At 73.7% G+C, this 16336-nt stretch carries 11 protein-coding genes; all 11 read right to left on the bottom strand.

The genetic code is table 11. The features are described from left to right. Nucleotides 1–222 precede the first annotated feature (222 nt). Complete coding sequence (locus QBL25_RS30700; RefSeq protein WP_409060186.1) at nt 223–1386, bottom strand: spore photoproduct lyase family protein; 1164 nt, start codon at nt 1384–1386, stop codon at nt 223–225. Between the two features lie 66 nt (nt 1387–1452). Then, a complete protein-coding gene (locus QBL25_RS30695) occupies nt 1453–1698 on the bottom strand; it encodes a DUF2945 domain-containing protein (RefSeq protein ID WP_409060185.1) in 246 nt (81 codons plus the stop codon). 213 nt (nt 1699–1911) lie between these two features. Further along, the gene (locus QBL25_RS30690; RefSeq protein WP_409060184.1) at nt 1912–3306 is read right to left on the bottom strand and encodes a sulfate adenylyltransferase subunit 1; all 1395 of its coding nucleotides are present in this window, start codon (nt 3304–3306) and stop codon (nt 1912–1914) included. After that, nucleotides 3306–4265 (bottom strand): sulfate adenylyltransferase subunit CysD, encoded by a 960-nt coding sequence (gene cysD / locus QBL25_RS30685; protein ID WP_409060183.1) that lies wholly within the window; start codon nt 4263–4265, stop codon nt 3306–3308. The genes QBL25_RS30690 and cysD overlap by 1 nt, the downstream gene beginning before the upstream one ends. Further along, nucleotides 4265–4888, bottom strand: a complete 624-nt coding sequence (gene cysC, locus QBL25_RS30680; RefSeq protein WP_409060182.1) for an adenylyl-sulfate kinase — start codon at nt 4886–4888, stop codon at nt 4265–4267. The genes cysD and cysC overlap by 1 nt, the downstream gene beginning before the upstream one ends. A 43-nt stretch (nt 4889–4931) precedes the next feature. Next, on the bottom strand, nt 4932–9515 hold the full coding sequence (locus QBL25_RS30675; protein ID WP_409060181.1) for an amino acid adenylation domain-containing protein: 4584 nt from the start codon (nt 9513–9515) through the stop codon (nt 4932–4934). A gap of 38 nt (nt 9516–9553) precedes the next feature. Beyond that, on the bottom strand, nt 9554–12943 hold the full coding sequence (locus tag QBL25_RS30670; protein WP_409060180.1) for an amino acid adenylation domain-containing protein: 3390 nt from the start codon (nt 12941–12943) through the stop codon (nt 9554–9556). 15 nt (nt 12944–12958) lie between these two features. Then, complete coding sequence (locus QBL25_RS30665) at nt 12959–13816, bottom strand: thioesterase II family protein (protein ID WP_409060179.1); 858 nt, start codon at nt 13814–13816, stop codon at nt 12959–12961. Between the two features lie 15 nt (nt 13817–13831). Next, a complete protein-coding gene (locus QBL25_RS30660; RefSeq protein WP_409060178.1) occupies nt 13832–14242 on the bottom strand; it encodes a VOC family protein in 411 nt (136 codons plus the stop codon). Further along, a complete protein-coding gene (locus QBL25_RS30655; protein WP_409060177.1) occupies nt 14239–15003 on the bottom strand; it encodes a sulfotransferase family protein in 765 nt (254 codons plus the stop codon). Before QBL25_RS30655 ends, QBL25_RS30660 begins: the two co-directional genes overlap by 4 nt. Next, the gene (locus QBL25_RS30650; protein WP_409060176.1) at nt 15000–16250 is read right to left on the bottom strand and encodes an MFS transporter; all 1251 of its coding nucleotides are present in this window, start codon (nt 16248–16250) and stop codon (nt 15000–15002) included. The genes QBL25_RS30655 and QBL25_RS30650 overlap by 4 nt, the downstream gene beginning before the upstream one ends. Nucleotides 16251–16336: the final 86 nt, after the last annotated feature.

The raw sequence follows: 16336 nt of genomic DNA, 5'->3' as shown, positions 1-16336 counted from the left end.
GGCTCTGGCGGGAGCCGCGTCGTCGGTGATGCGGCTCCCGCTGGTTCGCGGGTGACATCCGCTCGGCGCCGAACGGAAGGCGCAGGACGGCTGCCGGTACGGCCACGGACCTGCGTCCTTACTCCTCAGCCGAGGATAGGACGCCCCCTCGCGTGATCGGAACAGGCATTCAACGACCCTGTGGTCCTTGTGACATATGGCCCCAGAAGGCGTGCCTCAGCCTCAGAAGGCATACCTGACGGTCAGCCAGGGGGCGTGGGCCGCCAGCAACTCCCGCATGCGTGCCAGGGAGTTCCGCTTGATGTCCTGGGCGTAGCGGACGTTGAGGGCGCCGTTCTGGGAGCGCTTGGTCTCCTGGGCCTCCGGTTGCCACAGCACGTCCTCGGCGCGCGGGTGCCAGCCGAGGTTGACCTCGTGGAGCGCCTGGTTGTGGGTCAGCATGATGACCTCGGCCGCCGCCTGTGCCTTCACGCGGGCGGGCAGGACGTCGTCGAGGTGGCCGAGCAGTTCGGCCCAGTCCCGCTGCCAGCCAGGGCGGAGCACGACCGGCGAGAGGTTGAAGTGGACCTCGTACCCGGCGTCGAGGAAGTCGGCGGCGGCCGCGATGCGTTCGTCGATCGGGCTGGTGCGGATGTCGAGGAGCCGCGCGTCGACGGCGGGCATGAGGGAGAAGCGCACGCGGGTGCGGCCCTGCGGGTCCAGCGCCAGCAGGTCGGGGTTGACGAACTTGGTCGCGAAGGAGGCCTTGGCCGTCGGCAGCCCTCGGAACGCGGCGATGAGGTCGGCCGTGTTGTCGCAGACCAGGGCGTCGACGGAGCAGTCGCCGTTCTCGCCGATGTCGTACACCCAGGCCGCGGGGTCGCACTGGTTGGGCTCCGGCTTGGGGCCCTGGGTCCGCACGTGGCGCCGGACGTGGGCGACGATCGCCTCGATGTTGGTGAACAGCGTGATGGGGTTGGCGAAGCCCTTGCGGCGGGGGACGTAGCAGTAGGCGCAGGCCATCGCGCAGCCGTTGGAGGGGCCCGGCGCGATCCAGTCGGCCGATCTGCCGTTGGGGCGGGTCGCCAGGGTGTGCTTGACCCCGAGGACGAGCGTCTCGGTCTTGATGCGGACCCAGCGGCCGATGTTGCCGTCGTTGCCGTGCAGGGCGGGGATGTTCCAGTGGCTCGCGACCTCGGTCACGCGGGCGTCCGGCAGCCGGGCCATGATCTGCTGGCCGCGCGGGGAGTCGAGGGCGGCGGGCTCGGCGTAGACCTCCCGCACGTCGAGCATCCGGCGCGCCCGCGGGCTGTCCCGGAACGCTCCGTGCGCGGCGGCGGACGGTGGCGGCGCGGTGTCCGACCAGCCGAAGAGCGCCTGCTGCTCGGGCTCCGCCGAGTGGTCCACGTGCTGTTCCCTTTCGCGCCCGGTCGGGTCCGACCACCTTACGCGGGTGCGCGCGCCCGGCGGCCGCTACGAACCGCCGCCAGAGCCGCCTTTGCCGCCCTTCTTGCGCAGGGACTCGGGCTTGTGGACGGCCCGGCGGCCGGTCTTGTCGCTCTCGACCTCGTACTGCGGTTCGTCCTTGGAGGCGTCGACGGTCCGGCCCGCCACGTCGGCGCGTCCCGTGATCTTCTTCTTCACCTTGCCCGGGACGGTCTGCCCGTGGCTGCTCCAGGAGACCTGGTCGCCCTTGCCGAGCTTCTTGTCTTTCGCCACGATCCGCACGCTCCTTTTTGTCCCGGCATCCGCCGGCCGTCCTTCTGGACGGCGCTTCTCACTGTCCCGTGTCCCGGGGGTCGGCGCATTCCGGCGGCGGGAGCAGGGGGCGGGCGGCATGCCTGCGCCCTGCCGGTGCCCCGAGGGGGACACGGGCAGGGCGCGGGCAGGGCGCAGGCAGGGCGCGGGCAGGGCACAGGCCCGGCACGGGTTTCAGCCGGTGAAGGGGTCCGCCTCCCCCGCCATCCCGGCGGTGAGCGTGGTGCCGTCCGCCGGGTCGATCAGGAGGAACGAGCCCGTGCGGCGCGAGTCCGCGTACGCGTCGAGCGCCACCGGGTCGGCGGTGCGCAGGACCACCCGGCCGATGTCGTTCGCCGCCAGGGACTCCGGCCGGGGGCTGCGGCTGAGGTCGGCCAGGGTCAGCCGGGACGGGATGTCCTTGATGATCGCCTTCACCGTGCGGGTGGTGTGTTTCAGGAGCACCCGCTGCCCCACCGTGAGCGGCCGGTCCGCGAGGTGGCAGACGGTCGCCTCGACGTCCTGGGTGATCGCGGGGGCGCGGGCGGCCGGTGCGATCAGGTCGCCGCGCGAGATGTCGATGTCGTCGGCGAGCAGCAGGGTCACCGACTGCGGGGCGCGGGCGCTCGCGGCCGGTTCGCCGAGGATGTCGATACCGGTGATGGTGCTGGTCCGGCCGTTCGGCAGCACCGTGACCCGTTCGCCCACGCGCAGGGCGCCGGACGCGATCTGCCCGGCGTAACCGCGGTAGTCGCGGTGTTCGGCGCTCTGCGGGCGCACCACGTACTGGACGGGGAAGCGGGCGGGGGCCTCGGTGGCGCGGCTGCCCACGGCGACCGTCTCCAGGTGCTCGAGGACGGTGGTGCCCGCGTACCAGTCCATGTGCGCGGAGGCGTCCACCACGTTGTCGCCGAGGAGCGCGGAGACCGGGATGGCGGTCACCTCGTGGATGCCGAGCGACGCCGCGTACGCGGTGAACCGGTCGGCGATGGCCGCGAAGACCTTCTCGTCGAAGCCGACCAGGTCCATCTTGTTGACGGCGAGCACCACCTGCGGGACGCGCAGGAGCGCGGCGACGGCGGCGTGCCTGCGGGTCTGCTCCACGATGCCGTTGCGCGCGTCCACCAGGATGACCGCCAGCTCGGCGGTGGACGCTCCGGTGACCATGTTCCGGGTGTACTGCACGTGGCCCGGGGTGTCGGCGAGGATGAACCGGCGCCGCGCGGTGGCGAAGTAGCGGTACGCGACGTCGATGGTGATGCCCTGCTCGCGCTCGGCCCGCAGGCCGTCGGTGAGCAGCGCCAGGTCCGGTGCGTCCTGGCCGCGCCGGAGGGAGGCCGCCTCCACGGCCTCCAGCTGGTCGGTGAAGACCGACTTGGAGTCGTGCAGGAGCCGGCCCACGAGGGTGGACTTGCCGTCGTCGACGGAACCGGCGGTGGCGAGGCGCAGGGTGTCCACGGAGGACGCGGCGTGCACTGCCTGTGCCGCGGCCTCGGCTGACGCGGCCTCGGCTGCCGGGGCCTCGGCTGACGCGGCCTCGCGCGGTGCGGGCGCGGCGTCGGTGGCGGTCCTCAGGTCGATCGTGGTCATCAGAAGTACCCCTCGCGCTTGCGGTCTTCCATGGCGGCCTCGGACATCTTGTCGTCGGCGCGGGTGGCGCCGCGCTCGGTCAGCCGGGACGCGGCGATCTCGGCGATGACGGCGTCCAGCGTGGTGGCGTCGGAGTCGACGGCGCCGGTGCAGGACATGTCGCCCACCGTGCGGTAGCGGACCAGACGGCGCTCGACCGGCTCGTCCTGCGTCGGGCCGCCCCAGTCGCCCGCCGTCAGCCACATGCCCGAGCGCCGGAAGACGTCTCGCTCGTGCGCGAAGTAGATCTGCGGGAGTTCGATGCCTTCGCGGGCGATGTACTGCCACACGTCCAGCTCGGTCCAGTTGGACAGCGGGAAGACGCGTACGTGCTCGCCCGGAGCGTGGCGGCCGTTGTACAGCTGCCACAGTTCGGGGCGCTGGCGGCGCGGGTCCCACTGCGAGAACGCGTCGCGCAGCGAGAACACCCGCTCCTTGGCCCGGGCCTTCTCCTCGTCGCGGCGCCCGCCGCCGAACACCGCGTCGAACTTCTCGCTCTGGATCTTCTCGGTGAGCGGCACGGTCTGGAGCGGGTTGCGCGTGCCGTCGGGGCGCTCGCGCAGCTTGCCCGCGTCGATGTACTCCTGCACCGAGGCGACGTGCAGCCGCATCCCGGAGCGCAGGACCGCGCGGTCGCGGTAGTCGAGGACCTCGGGGAAGTTGTGCCCGGTGTCCACGTGGAGCAGGCAGAACGGCACCGCGGCCGGGGCGAACGCCTTGCGTGCGAGGTGCAGCATGACGATGGAGTCCTTGCCGCCGGAGAAGAGGATCACCGGCCGCTCGAACTCCCCCGCCACCTCGCGGAAGATGTGCACCGCCTCCGACTCCAGGTCGTCGAGGTGGGTCAGCGGTGCGGGCGCGGGCGTCGGCGTGGCCGCCGGGGCGGTTGACAGCCCGGTCGTCACGGTCGTCACGGTCATCACACCAGCCCCCTGTCCGCCAGCAGCGCCCAGACCGCGTCCACGGACTCCCGTTCCTCGCGCAGGTGGGTGTCCAAACGCAGCTCGGGGTGCTCGGGTGTCTCGTACGGGTCGTCGACGCCGGTCAGGCCGGTGAGTTCGCCGGCGGCCTGCCGGGCGTACAGGCCCTTGACGTCACGGGCGCCGCACACCTCGACGGACGTGGCCACGTGCACCTCCAGATAGGCGGCGCCGCGCGCGGTGTGGCGGGCCCGGACGGCGGCGCGGCTGTCGGCGTACGGGGCGATCGCGGGCACGAGGGTGATCACGCCGTTGGCGGCGAGCACCTCCGCCACCAGGCCGATCCTCCGTACGTTGGTGTCCCGGTCGGCACGCGAGAAGCCGAGGTCCGCCGAGAGGAAGCGGCGGATCTCGTCGCCGTCGAGGATCTCGACGCGGCGGCCCGCGGCGCGGAGCCGCTCGGCGAGGAGTCCCGCGATGGTGCTCTTGCCCGCGCTGGGCAGGCCGGTCAGCCAGACGGTGGCGCCACACGTGCAGTGGCAGGGGGCCGCCGTCGCAGGATCGGCCGGCCGGGGTGGAGGCAGGGGGGCGGGAGCGGTGTCGGCCCGTGCCGTGGTCGTCATGGTCACAGTGGTGCTCACTCTCCTGGTGGGGTCGGCCCGGTTCTCAGGCCGTCGCCTCGGTGGGGACGGGGGTGGCGGCGGGAGCCGGCCGGGTGCCGCGGTAGCGGCTGCGGTCGGCGCGGCGGACGGGGGCGCGGACGGTGACCTGGCGGGTCGCCTCCTCGTCGATGTGGGCGGCGAGCGCCGCGACCGTCGGGTGCTGGAAGAAGGCGCCGAGGCGTACCTCGGTGCCGCACGCGTCGGCGAGCCGGGCGGTGACCCGGGTGGCGAGCAGCGAATGGCCGCCCAGCTCGAAGAAGTTGTCCAGGGCTCCGACCCGGGTCACTCCCAGGACGTCCGACCAGACCGTGACGACGGCCCGTTCGGTGGGGGTGCGCGGGGCGACGTACACGGCGGTGGCGGCGTCGCGTCCGGCGCTCGGCACGGGCAGTGCCTTGCGGTCGAGCTTGCCGTTGGCGCTCAGCGGCCAGGCGTCGAGGACCAGGAAGTGCCGCGGGACCATCGACTCGGGGAGCCGGTCCTGGAGGTGGGCGCGCAGTTCCGGTACGAGCGAGCTGCGCCAGGCCGCCTCCATCGGGTTGTTGGAGAACGCGGCCCAGCCCCGGTCGGGCGCCCGCAGCGGCAGGTCGCGCACGGGCCGCAGGGCGCGTCCCGCCGAGCGCGTGAGCAGGACGTCGAGGAAGCCGGGGCGCTCGGGGTGCAGCGCGGGCACCACCTCGTACCCCAGGGCGGTCACCGCGGCGGCCAGCTCCGACGGGTCGAGCGCGGTGTCGGCCCGGGCGGCCTCCAGGTCGGCGGCGAGCCGCTGGTCGGCGACGGCCGGGACGAGCACGCTCTCGGGCCGCTCGGCGGCCAGGCGTGCGGCCAGCTCTGCGACGGGTGCGCCGGTCCAGATGACCGGTGCGTCGGCTGCGCGGTCCGCGGTGTGGTCGTCGGCATCGGTTGCGCCGCCGACGGCGGGCGGCTGCTCCGCAGCGAGGTGCAGGATGGCGTCGTAGCGGTACTTGACCAGCTCGTTGCGGTGGTGGCCGCGCTTGGCGAGCAGGGACACGCCCTCGATCTCGGGGCGGTCGCCGGCCAGCGCGGTGAAGAAGTGCGGGTCGATGACGAGTTCGGCGTCCTGCGCGACGCGCTCGGCGACGGCCCGGTCGAACTCCTCGCCCTCCTCGGCGCCTTCGGACTCGGTCCGCTGGAGCGAGGCGTGGAAGGTGTCGAGCAGCGCGTGGTTGCGGACGTCGCCCACGATCACGGCTCCGCCCGGGCGTACGACGCGCAGGGCGCGCGTGAGGACGTCGGCGAGGTAGTCGGCGTCGGGGAAGTACTGGGCGACCGAGTTGATGAGCACGACGTCGAAGCTGTCGTCGGCCACCCCGTCGAACTGCTCGGCCGAGCCGTGCACGAGCTCCACCTCGCCCGAGCCCGGCGGCAGCAGGTGCAGCTTGTCCGCCAGGTCCCGCACGGCGACCTCGGAGACGTCGACGGCGCGGTAGTGCTCGGTGTGCGGGGCGATGGGGAAGAGCAGCAGGCCGGTGCCGCAGCCGATCTCCAGGACTCGGCGGTGCGGCAGCGCGAGCACGCGGTCCACGATCGAGTCGACCCAGCCGTGCATCTCGTCGGCGCCGAGCGGCTGCCCGGTGTACGAGCTGATCCAGCCGGAGATGTCGAAGGTCGGGTCGGCGGTCTGCTGCTCGCCCGCCCGGTAGATCTGGTCGAAGACCTCGCTCCACCGGTCGACCTGCGCGTCGTGCCCGGCGGCGACGGGCTTCGCGGGCTTGGTGAGGTAGGCGACCAGCTGCGGGGCGCCGTCCGCGTCGGGGGCGGTGGTGACGAGCGCTTGGTCGACCGCGGGGTGGCCGAGCAGCGCGGCCTCGACCTCGGCGGGTTCGATGCGCTGCCCGCGGATCTTGATCTGGTGGTCGAGGCGGCCCAGGTACTCCACCGCGCCGTCCGCCCTGCGGCGCACCAGGTCCCCGGTGCGGTAGAGCCGCTGCCCCGCCTCGAAGGGGTCGGGGACGAAGCGGTCGGCGGTGAGGCCGGGGCGGCCGTGGTAGCCGCGCGCCAACGGCACGCCGCCGATGCACAGTTCGCCCGCGACGCCGATCGGCTGCCTGCGCAGGGCCGCGTCCAGGACATGGATGCGGGCTCCGGTGATGGGCGTGCCGATCGGGATCCGGCCGGTGACCGGGGCGGTGACGTGGTGGGCCGTGACGTCGATGGAGGCCTCGGTCGGCCCATACAGGTTGTGCAGTTCGGCGTGCGGGAACAGCGCGTGGAAGCGGGCGGCGACCTCCGGCGTCAGCTCCTCGCCGCTGCACACCACGCGCCGCAGCCGCGGCAGTGCGGTGCCCAGAGTCTCGGCGGTGTCGAGGAACACCTTCAGCATGGAGGGCACGAAGTGGGCGGTGGTGATGCCTGCGGCCGCGGTGGTCCGCGCCAGGTACTCGGGGTCGCGCTGGCCGCCCGGGTCGGCGAGCACGATCCGGGCGCCGGTCAGGAGCGCCCAGGTCAGCTCCCACACCGACACGTCGAAGCCGATCGGCGTCTTGTGCAGCACCCGGTCGGTGCCGTCCAGCCGGTAGCGGTCCTGCATCCACAGCAGCCGGTTGACGAGGGCGTGGTGGGAGTTGGCGGCGCCCTTGGGACGGCCGGTGGATCCGGAGGTGAACAGGACGTAGGCGGGGTTGCGGGGGTCGACGGCGACGGCGGGGCGGGTCGTGGGGCGCTGCGCGAGGTCGTCGGCGAGGTCCTCGACCCGGACGACGGTTACGCCCGTCTCCGCCGTCGAGCCCGCGAGGACCGCGTCCGCACCCGCCGACGTCAGCACCAGCACCGGACGCCCGTCCTCGACCAGATGCCCGATCCGCTCGGCCGGATACGACGGGTCGAGCGGCAGATACGCCGCCCCCGCCTTCAGCACACCCAACAACACCGGAATGAGGTCTCGGCCCCGCTCCAGGCACACGCCCACGAGCGACTCGGCGCCCACACCCCGATCCCGCAACCACCACGCGACCCGGTTCGCCCGCTCGTCCAACTCCGCATACGAATAAGACCAGTTACCCGACTCCCCCACACCGTCACCACACACCGCCACCGCCCCCGGGTCCGCGTCCACTTGGCGCTCCACCAACTCGTGCACCAGCGCGGGGCCGAACGGGTCGACTTCGAGACCGCTGAACTGCCGTATACGGTCGGTCTGTTCAGGGCCCATGACGTCCAGGAGGGCCACGGGTGCGTCGGGGTTCTCGACGGCCGCGGTCAGCAGGGTGATCGCGCCCTCGACGAGGCGTTCGGCGGTGGTCCGGTCGTACAGCTCCGAGGAGAACTCCAGGGCGCCGGCGAGCGTGCCCTCGGCGGTCAGCGTGAGTTCGAGTTCCAGGTCGAACTTGGCGGTGCCCGTGTGCTGGGGCACCACCTCGAACGTGACCTCGGGCAGCCGCACCTCGGGGTAGGGCGTGTTGTGCAGCACCAGCATGTGGTTGACGAAGGGGATGCGGCCCGAGCTGTGGCGTTCGGGGCTCAGCTCCTGCACGATCCGCTCGAACGGCAGGTCCTGGTGCGCGAAGCCGTCGAGTGCGGTCTGCCGGGCCCTGCGCACCGCCTCACGGAAGGACACCCCGCCCCCGACGTCGACGCGCAAGGCCAGGGTGTTCACGAAGAAGCCGACCAGCGGCTCCAGTTCCGTACGGGTGCGGCCCGCGACGGCGGTGCCGATCACCACGTCACCGCGGCCCGACCAGCGTCCGACGACCGCCGAGAACCCGGCGAGCAGACCCATGAACAGGGTCGCCGACTCGTCCTCGACCAGCCGGGTGAGGCCAGCGACCACGGGCGCCGGCACCTCCACGCGCACGGAGTCGCCCGCGAAGGAGTCCACCGCGGGGCGCGGCCGGTCGCCGGGGACCTCCGGGGCGGTCGCGCCGTCGAGCTGTCCGCGCCAGTAGGCGAGCTGGCGCTCCAGGCGGTCACCGGAGAGCCACTCGCGCTGCCAGAGCGCGAAGTCGGCGTACTGGACGGCCAGTTCGGGCAAGTCGTGCGGGCGGTCCGTGACCCGGGCCGCGTAGGTCTCGGCGAGTTCGTCGACCAGGACGCCGAGCGACCAGCCGTCCACCACGATGTGATGCACGCACAGCACGAGCACCCACTCGGCGTCGCCGAGCCGGATCAGGGAGCCGCGCAGCAGGGGTCCTTCGGCGAGGTCGAAGCCGCGCTCGTTCTCCTGCCGCACCCGCTCGCGCACGGCGTCGTCGCCGCCGTCCCGCGCCTCGGTGACGGGCAGCGTCACGGGCGTCGCGGGCCGCACGAGCTGCTGGACCGAGCCGTCGTCGGCCTGGCGGAAGACGGTGCGCAGCACCTCGTGCCGGGCCACCACGTCGCCGAGCGCGCCCTCCAGGGCCGCGACGTCCACGGCGCCGCGCAGCCGGACGAGGCCGGTCATCGCGTAGAGCGGCGAGCCGGGCGTCATCCGGTCGAAGAAGTGCAGACGCTCCTGCGCGTACGAGAGCGGGGCCGGGGCCGCCGGGTCGGGGCGGCGCTCGATGGCGCTCGCGGTGCGGGCCACTCCCTGGCCGTCGAGGAGCTGGTCGAGGAGTTTCTGCTGGTCGGCGGAGAAGGGCGCGAGGGCCATCGGTGTCGTACCTCCAAAGTGGTGGAGCCGTGGGGTGGTCAGTCCTTGAGCTGCTGCGTGATCTCGTCCGCGGCGAGACGGCTGATCTGGACGACGAGACCGGCGATCCGGTCGGCGTCGAGCCCCTCGCCCCGGGCGGCCTCGCGGACCACGGCGGCGAGCCGGCGGACGGTGGACACCCCGACGAAGGCCCGCAGCGGGACCTCGACGCGCAGCATCGTGGTGATGCGGGAGACCACCTGGGTGGCGAGCAGGGAGTGTCCGCCGAGGTCGTAGAAGTCGTCCTGGGCGCCGACCCGTTCGGCCTTCAGGACGTCGGCCCAGATCCCGGCGAGCACCTCTTCCAGGGCGTCGCGGGGCGGCTCGTAGGCGCGCACGGTGACGAGGCGTTCGCCCGGCGCGGTGGCCAGGGCCTTGAGGTCGACCTTGCCGTTGGCGAGGAGCGGGAAGGCCTCCAGGCGCACCAGAGAACCGGGCACCATGGCGGCGGGCAGCCGTTCGGCGAGGAAGCCGCGCAGCTCGGCCGCGTCCAGCGGGCCGGTGCCGGTGAGGTGGGCGACCAGCTGGGGCGCGCCGTGCGCGTCGGGTTCCGTGGTGACGAGGGCCTGGTCGACCGCGGGGTGGCCCAGCAGCGCGGCCTCGACCTCGGCGGGTTCGATGCGCTGCCCGCGGATCTTGATCTGGTGGTCGAGGCGGCCGAGGTACTCCACGGTGCCGTCGTGCCGCCAGCGTGCCAGGTCGCCCGAGCGGTACAGGCGGCCCCCGGCCTCGTAGGGGTCGGGCACGAAGCGGTCGGCGGTGAGGCCGGGGCGGCCGTGGTAGCCGCGCGCCAACGGCACGCCGCCGACGCACAGTTCACCGGGCACGCCGACCGGCTGTTCGCGCAGGTCCGCGTCCAGGACGTACACCCGGGAGCCCGGCACCGGGCGCCCGATGGACACGCGGCCCGCGGGGACCGGGGCGGTGAGGTGGTGGGTGGTCGCGTCGATGGTGGTCTCGCTCGGCCCGTACATGTTGTGCAGCTCGGCGCCGGGCAGCCGGCGCAGGAACTCCTCGGCCAGGTCCGGGGGCAGCTCCTCGCCGCCGCACAGCATGAGCCGCAGCCCCGCCGCGCGCTCGTCGAGTCCGCCGTGGCCGAGCAGGGCGCGCAGCATGGACGGCACGACGTCGCAGCAGCTGATCCGGGCCCGCTCGCACAGGTCGAGGAGGTATCCCGGGTCGCGGTGGCCGCCGGGTGCCGCCATCACCACGCGGGCGCCCGTCATCAGCGGGACGAAGCACTCCCACAGGTGCGGGTCAAAGCCGAGCGGCGACTTGTGCAGGACGCGGTCGCCGGCGTGGAAGCGGTACTGGTCGACCATGCCCCGCAGCCGGTTGGTGAGGGCGTGGTGGTGCAGCAGTGCCCCCTTGGGCCGGCCGGTCGAGCCGGAGGTGTAGAGCATGCAGAGCGCACTGAGGGGGTGTAGCGGAACGGCGGGGCGGGTCGTGGGGCGCTGCGCGAGGTCGTCGGCGAGGTCCTCGACCCGGACGACGTCCGCGCCCGTCTCCGCCGTCGAGCCCGCGAGGACCGCGTCCGCACCCGCTGACGTCAGCACCAGCACCGGACGCCCGTCCTCGACCAGATGCCCGATCCGCTCGGCCGGATACGACGGATCAAGCGGCAGATACGCCGCCCCCGCTTTCAGCACACCCAACAACACCGGGATGAGGTCTCGGCCCCGCTCCAGGCACACGCCCACGAGCGACTCGGCGCCCACACCCCGATCCCGCAACCACCACGCGATCCGATTGGCCCGCGCATCCAACTCCGCATACGAGTAAGACCAGTTGCCCGACTCCCCCACACCGTCACCACACACCGCCACCGCCCCCGGGTCCGCGTCCACTTGGCGCTCCACCAACTCGTGCAGCAACGCGGGGCCGAAGGGGTCGATGTCCCGGCCGCCGAAGGTGTGCAGCAGGGCGCGCTCCGGTGCCCCGAGCACGTCCAGGTGGGCCACCGGGGTGTCCGGGTCGGTGACCGCGGCTTCCAGGAGCGCGACGACGCTCGCCGCGAGGCGCCGGGCGGTCGCGCGGTCGTAGAGCTCGGAGGAGAACTCCAGGGCGCCGGTCAGACCGCCGTCGGGCGTGGGCACCCATTCCACGCTCAGGTCCAGCTGGGCCACCGGGCGCGGGAGTTCGACGACCTCGACGGTCAGGTCACCCAAGGTGGGCGGCCGCATGGGGACGTTGCGCAGCGCGAGCATCACCTGGGCGACCGGGGGGTGGCTGCTGCCGCGTTCGACGCCGAGTTCCTGGACGACGCGCTCGAACGGCACCTCCTGGTGGGCGAAGCCGTCGAGCGCGGCCTGCCGGGCCCTGCGCACCGCCTCACGGAAGGACACTCCACCCCCGACGTCGACGCGCAACGCCAGGGTGTTCACGAAGAAGCCGACCAGCGGCTCCAGCTCCGTACGGGTGCGGCCCGCGACCGGGGTGCCCACGACGACGTCCGACTGCCCCGCCCAGCGCGCCAGGACCGCCGAGAACCCGGCGAGCAGGCCCATGAACAGGGTCGCCGACTCGCCTTCCGCAAGCCGGGCCAGCCGTCCGACCAGGGGCGCGGGCAGCTCAAGCGGCACCGAGTCACCGGCGAAGGACTGCTCGGCCGCGCGCGGCCGGTCGCCCGGTACGTCGAGCACCGGGGCGCCGCCGAGGTGGCCCCGCCAGTACGCCAGCTGTTCCGCCAGCTGCTCGCCCGAGAGGCGCTCGCGCTGCCAGGCGGCGAAGTCCGCGTACTGCACGGCGAGTTCGGGAAGTCGCGGGGCGCGCTGCTCGGCGCAGGCGGCGTAGGCCTCCGCGAGTTCGCCGACCAGGACGCCCAGGGACCAGCCGTCCACCACGATGTGGTGCACGCACAGGACGAGCACAGACTCGCTCTCCGTGCGGCGCAGCAGCGAGGCCCGCACCAGGGGCCCGGACCCGAGGTCGAAGGGGTGGGCGGTCTCCGCGCGCACCCGGTCCCAGAGCGCGTCGTCGCCCAGCCCCGGCGCGAGGTCGGTGACCGGCAGCGGCACCTGGCCCGCGGGCCGCACCACCTGCTGGATCAGGCCGTCCGCGTCCTCGCGGAACACCGTGCGCAGCACTTCGTGGCGTCGTACGAGGGTGCTGAGCGCGCCTTGCAGGGCCGCCGTGTCGACGGCGCCGCCGAGCCGCAGCACGATGGGCAGGACGTACGCCGTGGAGTCGGGCTCCAGCGCGTGCAGGTACCAGAGGCGTTCCTGGCCCGGCGCCGCGGGGAAGGTCTGTTCGGCGTCCGCCGTGCGGGGCCGGACGGGCACCGCCGGGTTCTTCGCGGCCTTGCGGCGGGCCAGTTCGAGCGTGAGGCGCGCCCGCTGCTGCGGGGTGAGCCCGGCCAGGGTGTGGGCGAGAGGGGCTTGGGGGTTCATCTGCTGCTCCTGGGCTCAGGCGCCGGGTGTGACGTGGGCGAGGTCGCGGGCGAGGCCGTCGAGGACGGGGCCGGGGTGCTCGTGCAGGAAGAAGTGACCGCCGGGGAAGATCCGCAGGCGGCGGTCGCCCGCGATGTCCTGCGGCGACCAGGGCCAGGCCTCGGCCTCGCCGACCAGCGGGTCGTCGGCGCCCACGTACACGCGCAGGGCGCACGCCAGGGGGTCCTCGCGGCGGGCCCGGTGGCCGGAGAGGATCTCCAGGTCGGCGCGGAGGACGGGCAGGTAGAGGTCGAGGAACTCGGTGTTCTCGCGCAGCTGCGCCGGCAGGCTGCGGGAGTGGTCGAGCAGCGCGAACAGTTCCTCGTCGGGGGTGGCCGCGCCGCGCGCCCAGCGGGCGGGCGGCGGTGCCGTCGGGGCGGGCGAGGCGGCGGTGATCATCGCGTGCACGGGGTGGCCGCGGCGGTGCCGCAGCGAGCGGGCGAGCTCCCAGCCGACGACCGCGCCCATGCTGTGCCCGAAGATCACCAGGGGCTGTTCGGGCAGGGCGTCGAGGGCCGTCTCGATGCCGGTGACGACGTCGGCCATCCGCGTCAGCGGGCGCTCCCCGATGCGGGTGCCGTGGCCGGGCAGTTCGACGGCCACCACCTCGGTCCCCGCGGGCAGGCGCGGCGCCCACCGGGCGTAGACGTGCGCCGCGCCGCCGGCGGGCGGCAGGCACAGCAGTCGCCGCCGGGTCCGGCCGCCGGAGTGCCAGGTCCGCAGCCAGGGCGACCCGGCCGCCGCGCGGCGCGGTCCGGCGTGCGCCGGCGGCGGGACGTCCCGCGCAGGCAGCGGAAGGTCCTGCGCGGACGGCGGGATGGGTGAACCGCTCATGCCCGTTGCGCTCCTTTATTCCTCGAAGTGGCCTGGCGCGAGGCTGCGCAGCACGCAGAACTCGTTGCCCTCGGGGTCGGCGAGCACCGTCCAGCTCGCCTCCTTGGCCGTGCCGATGTCGATGGGCCGGGCGCCGAGCGCGACGATGCGCTCGACCTCGGACGCCTGGTCGCGGTCGATGGGGCAGACGTCCAGGTGCAGCCGGTTCTTGCGGATCTTCGTGGTGTGGCCGCGGGCGAAGACGACCTGCGGGGCGACCGGGGCGCGGCGCAGGTCGTCGAGCGGGGCGAGCGCGGCGGGCCCGATCTCCACGAGGTCGCCGTCGCGGTCCTCGTGCACGGTGTAATCGAGGACGGCGCACCAGAAGGCGGCGAGGCGGCGCGGGTCGAGGCAGTCCACGACGAGCTGTTCGAAGCGGCTGGTCACGCGGCGGCTCCTCGGTGGGCGCCGATGCGGTGGGCGCGCAGCTCCTCGTGGAAGGGGAGCTGGGCGGCGTGCAGGGCGGCCAGGCGCGGGTTGTTGTGCACGGTGTCCGCGTAGGTGCCCGAGCGGGTGTGGATGCCGGTGCTGGCCGCCGCGTCGCGGTGCCAGTCCTCGAAGACCCGCCATTCGCTGCGCTCGCCGGCCTGCCAGCTGAGCGCGTCGGGCCGGTGCGGCAGTCCGGTGCGCAGGCTGTACGCGGCTGCCGTGCCGGCCGGGTCCGTCACCAGGTCGTCGGCGTCGACGACGGGCGGCACGGTGCCGGTGGCCGCCCGGACCGCCTCGAAGATCTCGTGGCAGAGGCCGAACCCGACCTGCTCCGCGGTGAGTTCGGGGTTTCGGGCGTAGTGCGAGGCGATGGCCTCGGCGGGGTCGCGGATGATGAAGGTGTGCTGGATCGCGGTGGTGAACCGCGGGTCGGCGAGCAGTTCGGTGTACCGGAAGTCGGTGGTGTCCTTGAAGTAGACCGGGCGTCCGCCGGTCTCCGCGAGGTCGATGATCGCGTCGAGCAGCGCGGTCTGGCCGCGCAGGACGCGGCCCCCGATCTCGTAACTTCCCTTGCTGACCAGGACGTTGAAGGGCTCGTGCAGGACGGTCAGGTCGCCGCGCTCGATCATCATGCGCTCGAAGGCGGTCGAGCGGCAGCGCGGGGGGCTCCACATGGCGATCACGGCAGGGCCGGTGCGCGCGGCCTTGGGGGCGGTCATGAGGTTCCTTTCGGGGTGCGGGAGAGCAGGGGGACGCTGAACGCCCAGGCCACGGCGAGGACGGCGGCGGCGAGGTAGAAGGGGGCCCGCAGACCGGCCAGGGAGGCGGTGGCACCGCCCGCGAGGGCGCCGAGCGGGGACATGCCGACCGCGACGAGCCGGTAGGAGCTGCCGACCCGGCCGAGCAGGTGGGCGGGGACGAGGGCCTGGCGCAGGGAGGTGGTGACGATGGTGATGACGGCGAGCGCCATGCCGACCGTGCTCAGGACTCCGGCCGCGAACAGCGGCTGCGAGGTGGCACCGGCGACGGCGAACGAGACCGGGGCGGCCCCGCAGGCGATGAGCACGGTCCGCTCGCGGCCCAGGCGGCGGGTGAGCGCCGGGGTGACGACGACGCCGATCACGCCGCCGACCGCGATGACGGCCATCAGCAGCCCGTAGCCGACGCTGTCGACGCCGAGCACCTCGTACGCGTACAGGACGGCGACCGCGACGACGGCGCTGAGCGCGAAGTTGAAGGCGCCGACCAGGGCGCACACCGTCCGCAGCGGCCGGTGACGCCACAGCCAGCGGATTCCCTCCCCGGTGTCGGCGAGCAGCGAGGTCGTCGCGGTGCGGGCGGGCAGCGGCGGCACACGTCCGGCGAGGCCCGCGATCAGGAGCGCGGACAGCACGAAGGTGGCCGTGTCGACGGCGTACGGGAAGGAGGTGCCGGCGACGAGGAGCAGTGCGGCGAGCGGTGGTCCGGCCAGCTCCACGCAGAGCATGGCGACGCCCTGGAGCAGGCTGTTGGCCTTGTCGAGCACGGGGGCGGCGACCAGGCGGGGCAGCAGGGCGAGGGCCGCGCTGTCGCGCAGGGTCTCCATCACCCCCATGACCAGGGCGAACGCCACGAGCAGCGCGATGTGGCCGTGGCCGGTGAACAGGGCGAGCGTGAACAGGGCGGCGACACCGCCCCGCGAGACGTCGGACCAGAACATGACGCGCTGCTGGTCGTGCCGGTCCACGAAGGCCCCGGCGAAGGGCCCGGCGAGCACCCAGGGCAGCTGGCCCGCGAACGTCACGAGGGACAGCAGCATCGGGTCGCGGGTGAACAGAGCGGCGGTCAGCGGCAGTGCGGCGAGCCGCAGTCCGTCGCCCCAGGAGGCGACGAAGGTGGTGGTCCACAGCCGCCAGAAGGGCCCACCGAGCCGCGCGGAACCACTTCCTTCCCCGGCCGCCGCCCCGGCCTCGGTCACGGAGGTCACAGCGCCGTCCTCTCGCGACGGGCCGCTCGGGCTCCACGGACGTCGTGCGGTCCGCGGGCGGCCGCTGCTTTGTGTGCCGGGGGCCG

The sequence above is a fragment of the Streptomyces sp. SYP-A7185 genome (genome assembly GCF_046103685.1).
GTDB lineage: Bacteria > Actinomycetota > Actinomycetes > Streptomycetales > Streptomycetaceae > Streptomyces.
Note: the sequence above shows the minus strand (reverse complement) of the source record. Positions and strands in the feature narration are given on the sequence as shown.

What these genes read in the sequence shown, in the direction of transcription:
- QBL25_RS30675 (WP_409060181.1), bottom strand. Translation starts at nt 9,515, where the DNA reads ATGGCCCTCGCGCCCTTCTCCGCCGACCAGCAGAAACTCCTCGACCAG.
- QBL25_RS30655 (WP_409060177.1), bottom strand. Translation starts at nt 15,003, where the DNA reads ATGACCGCCCCCAAGGCCGCGCGCACCGGCCCTGCCGTGATCGCCATG.
- cysC (WP_409060182.1), bottom strand. Translation starts at nt 4,888, where the DNA reads ATGACGACCACGGCACGGGCCGACACCGCTCCCGCCCCCCTGCCTCCA.
- QBL25_RS30665 (WP_409060179.1), bottom strand. Translation starts at nt 13,816, where the DNA reads ATGAGCGGTTCACCCATCCCGCCGTCCGCGCAGGACCTTCCGCTGCCT.
- cysD (WP_409060183.1), bottom strand. Translation starts at nt 4,265, where the DNA reads ATGACCGTGACGACCGTGACGACCGGGCTGTCAACCGCCCCGGCGGCC.
- QBL25_RS30690 (WP_409060184.1), bottom strand. Translation starts at nt 3,306, where the DNA reads ATGACCACGATCGACCTGAGGACCGCCACCGACGCCGCGCCCGCACCG.
- QBL25_RS30670 (WP_409060180.1), bottom strand. Translation starts at nt 12,943, where the DNA reads ATGAACCCCCAAGCCCCTCTCGCCCACACCCTGGCCGGGCTCACCCCG.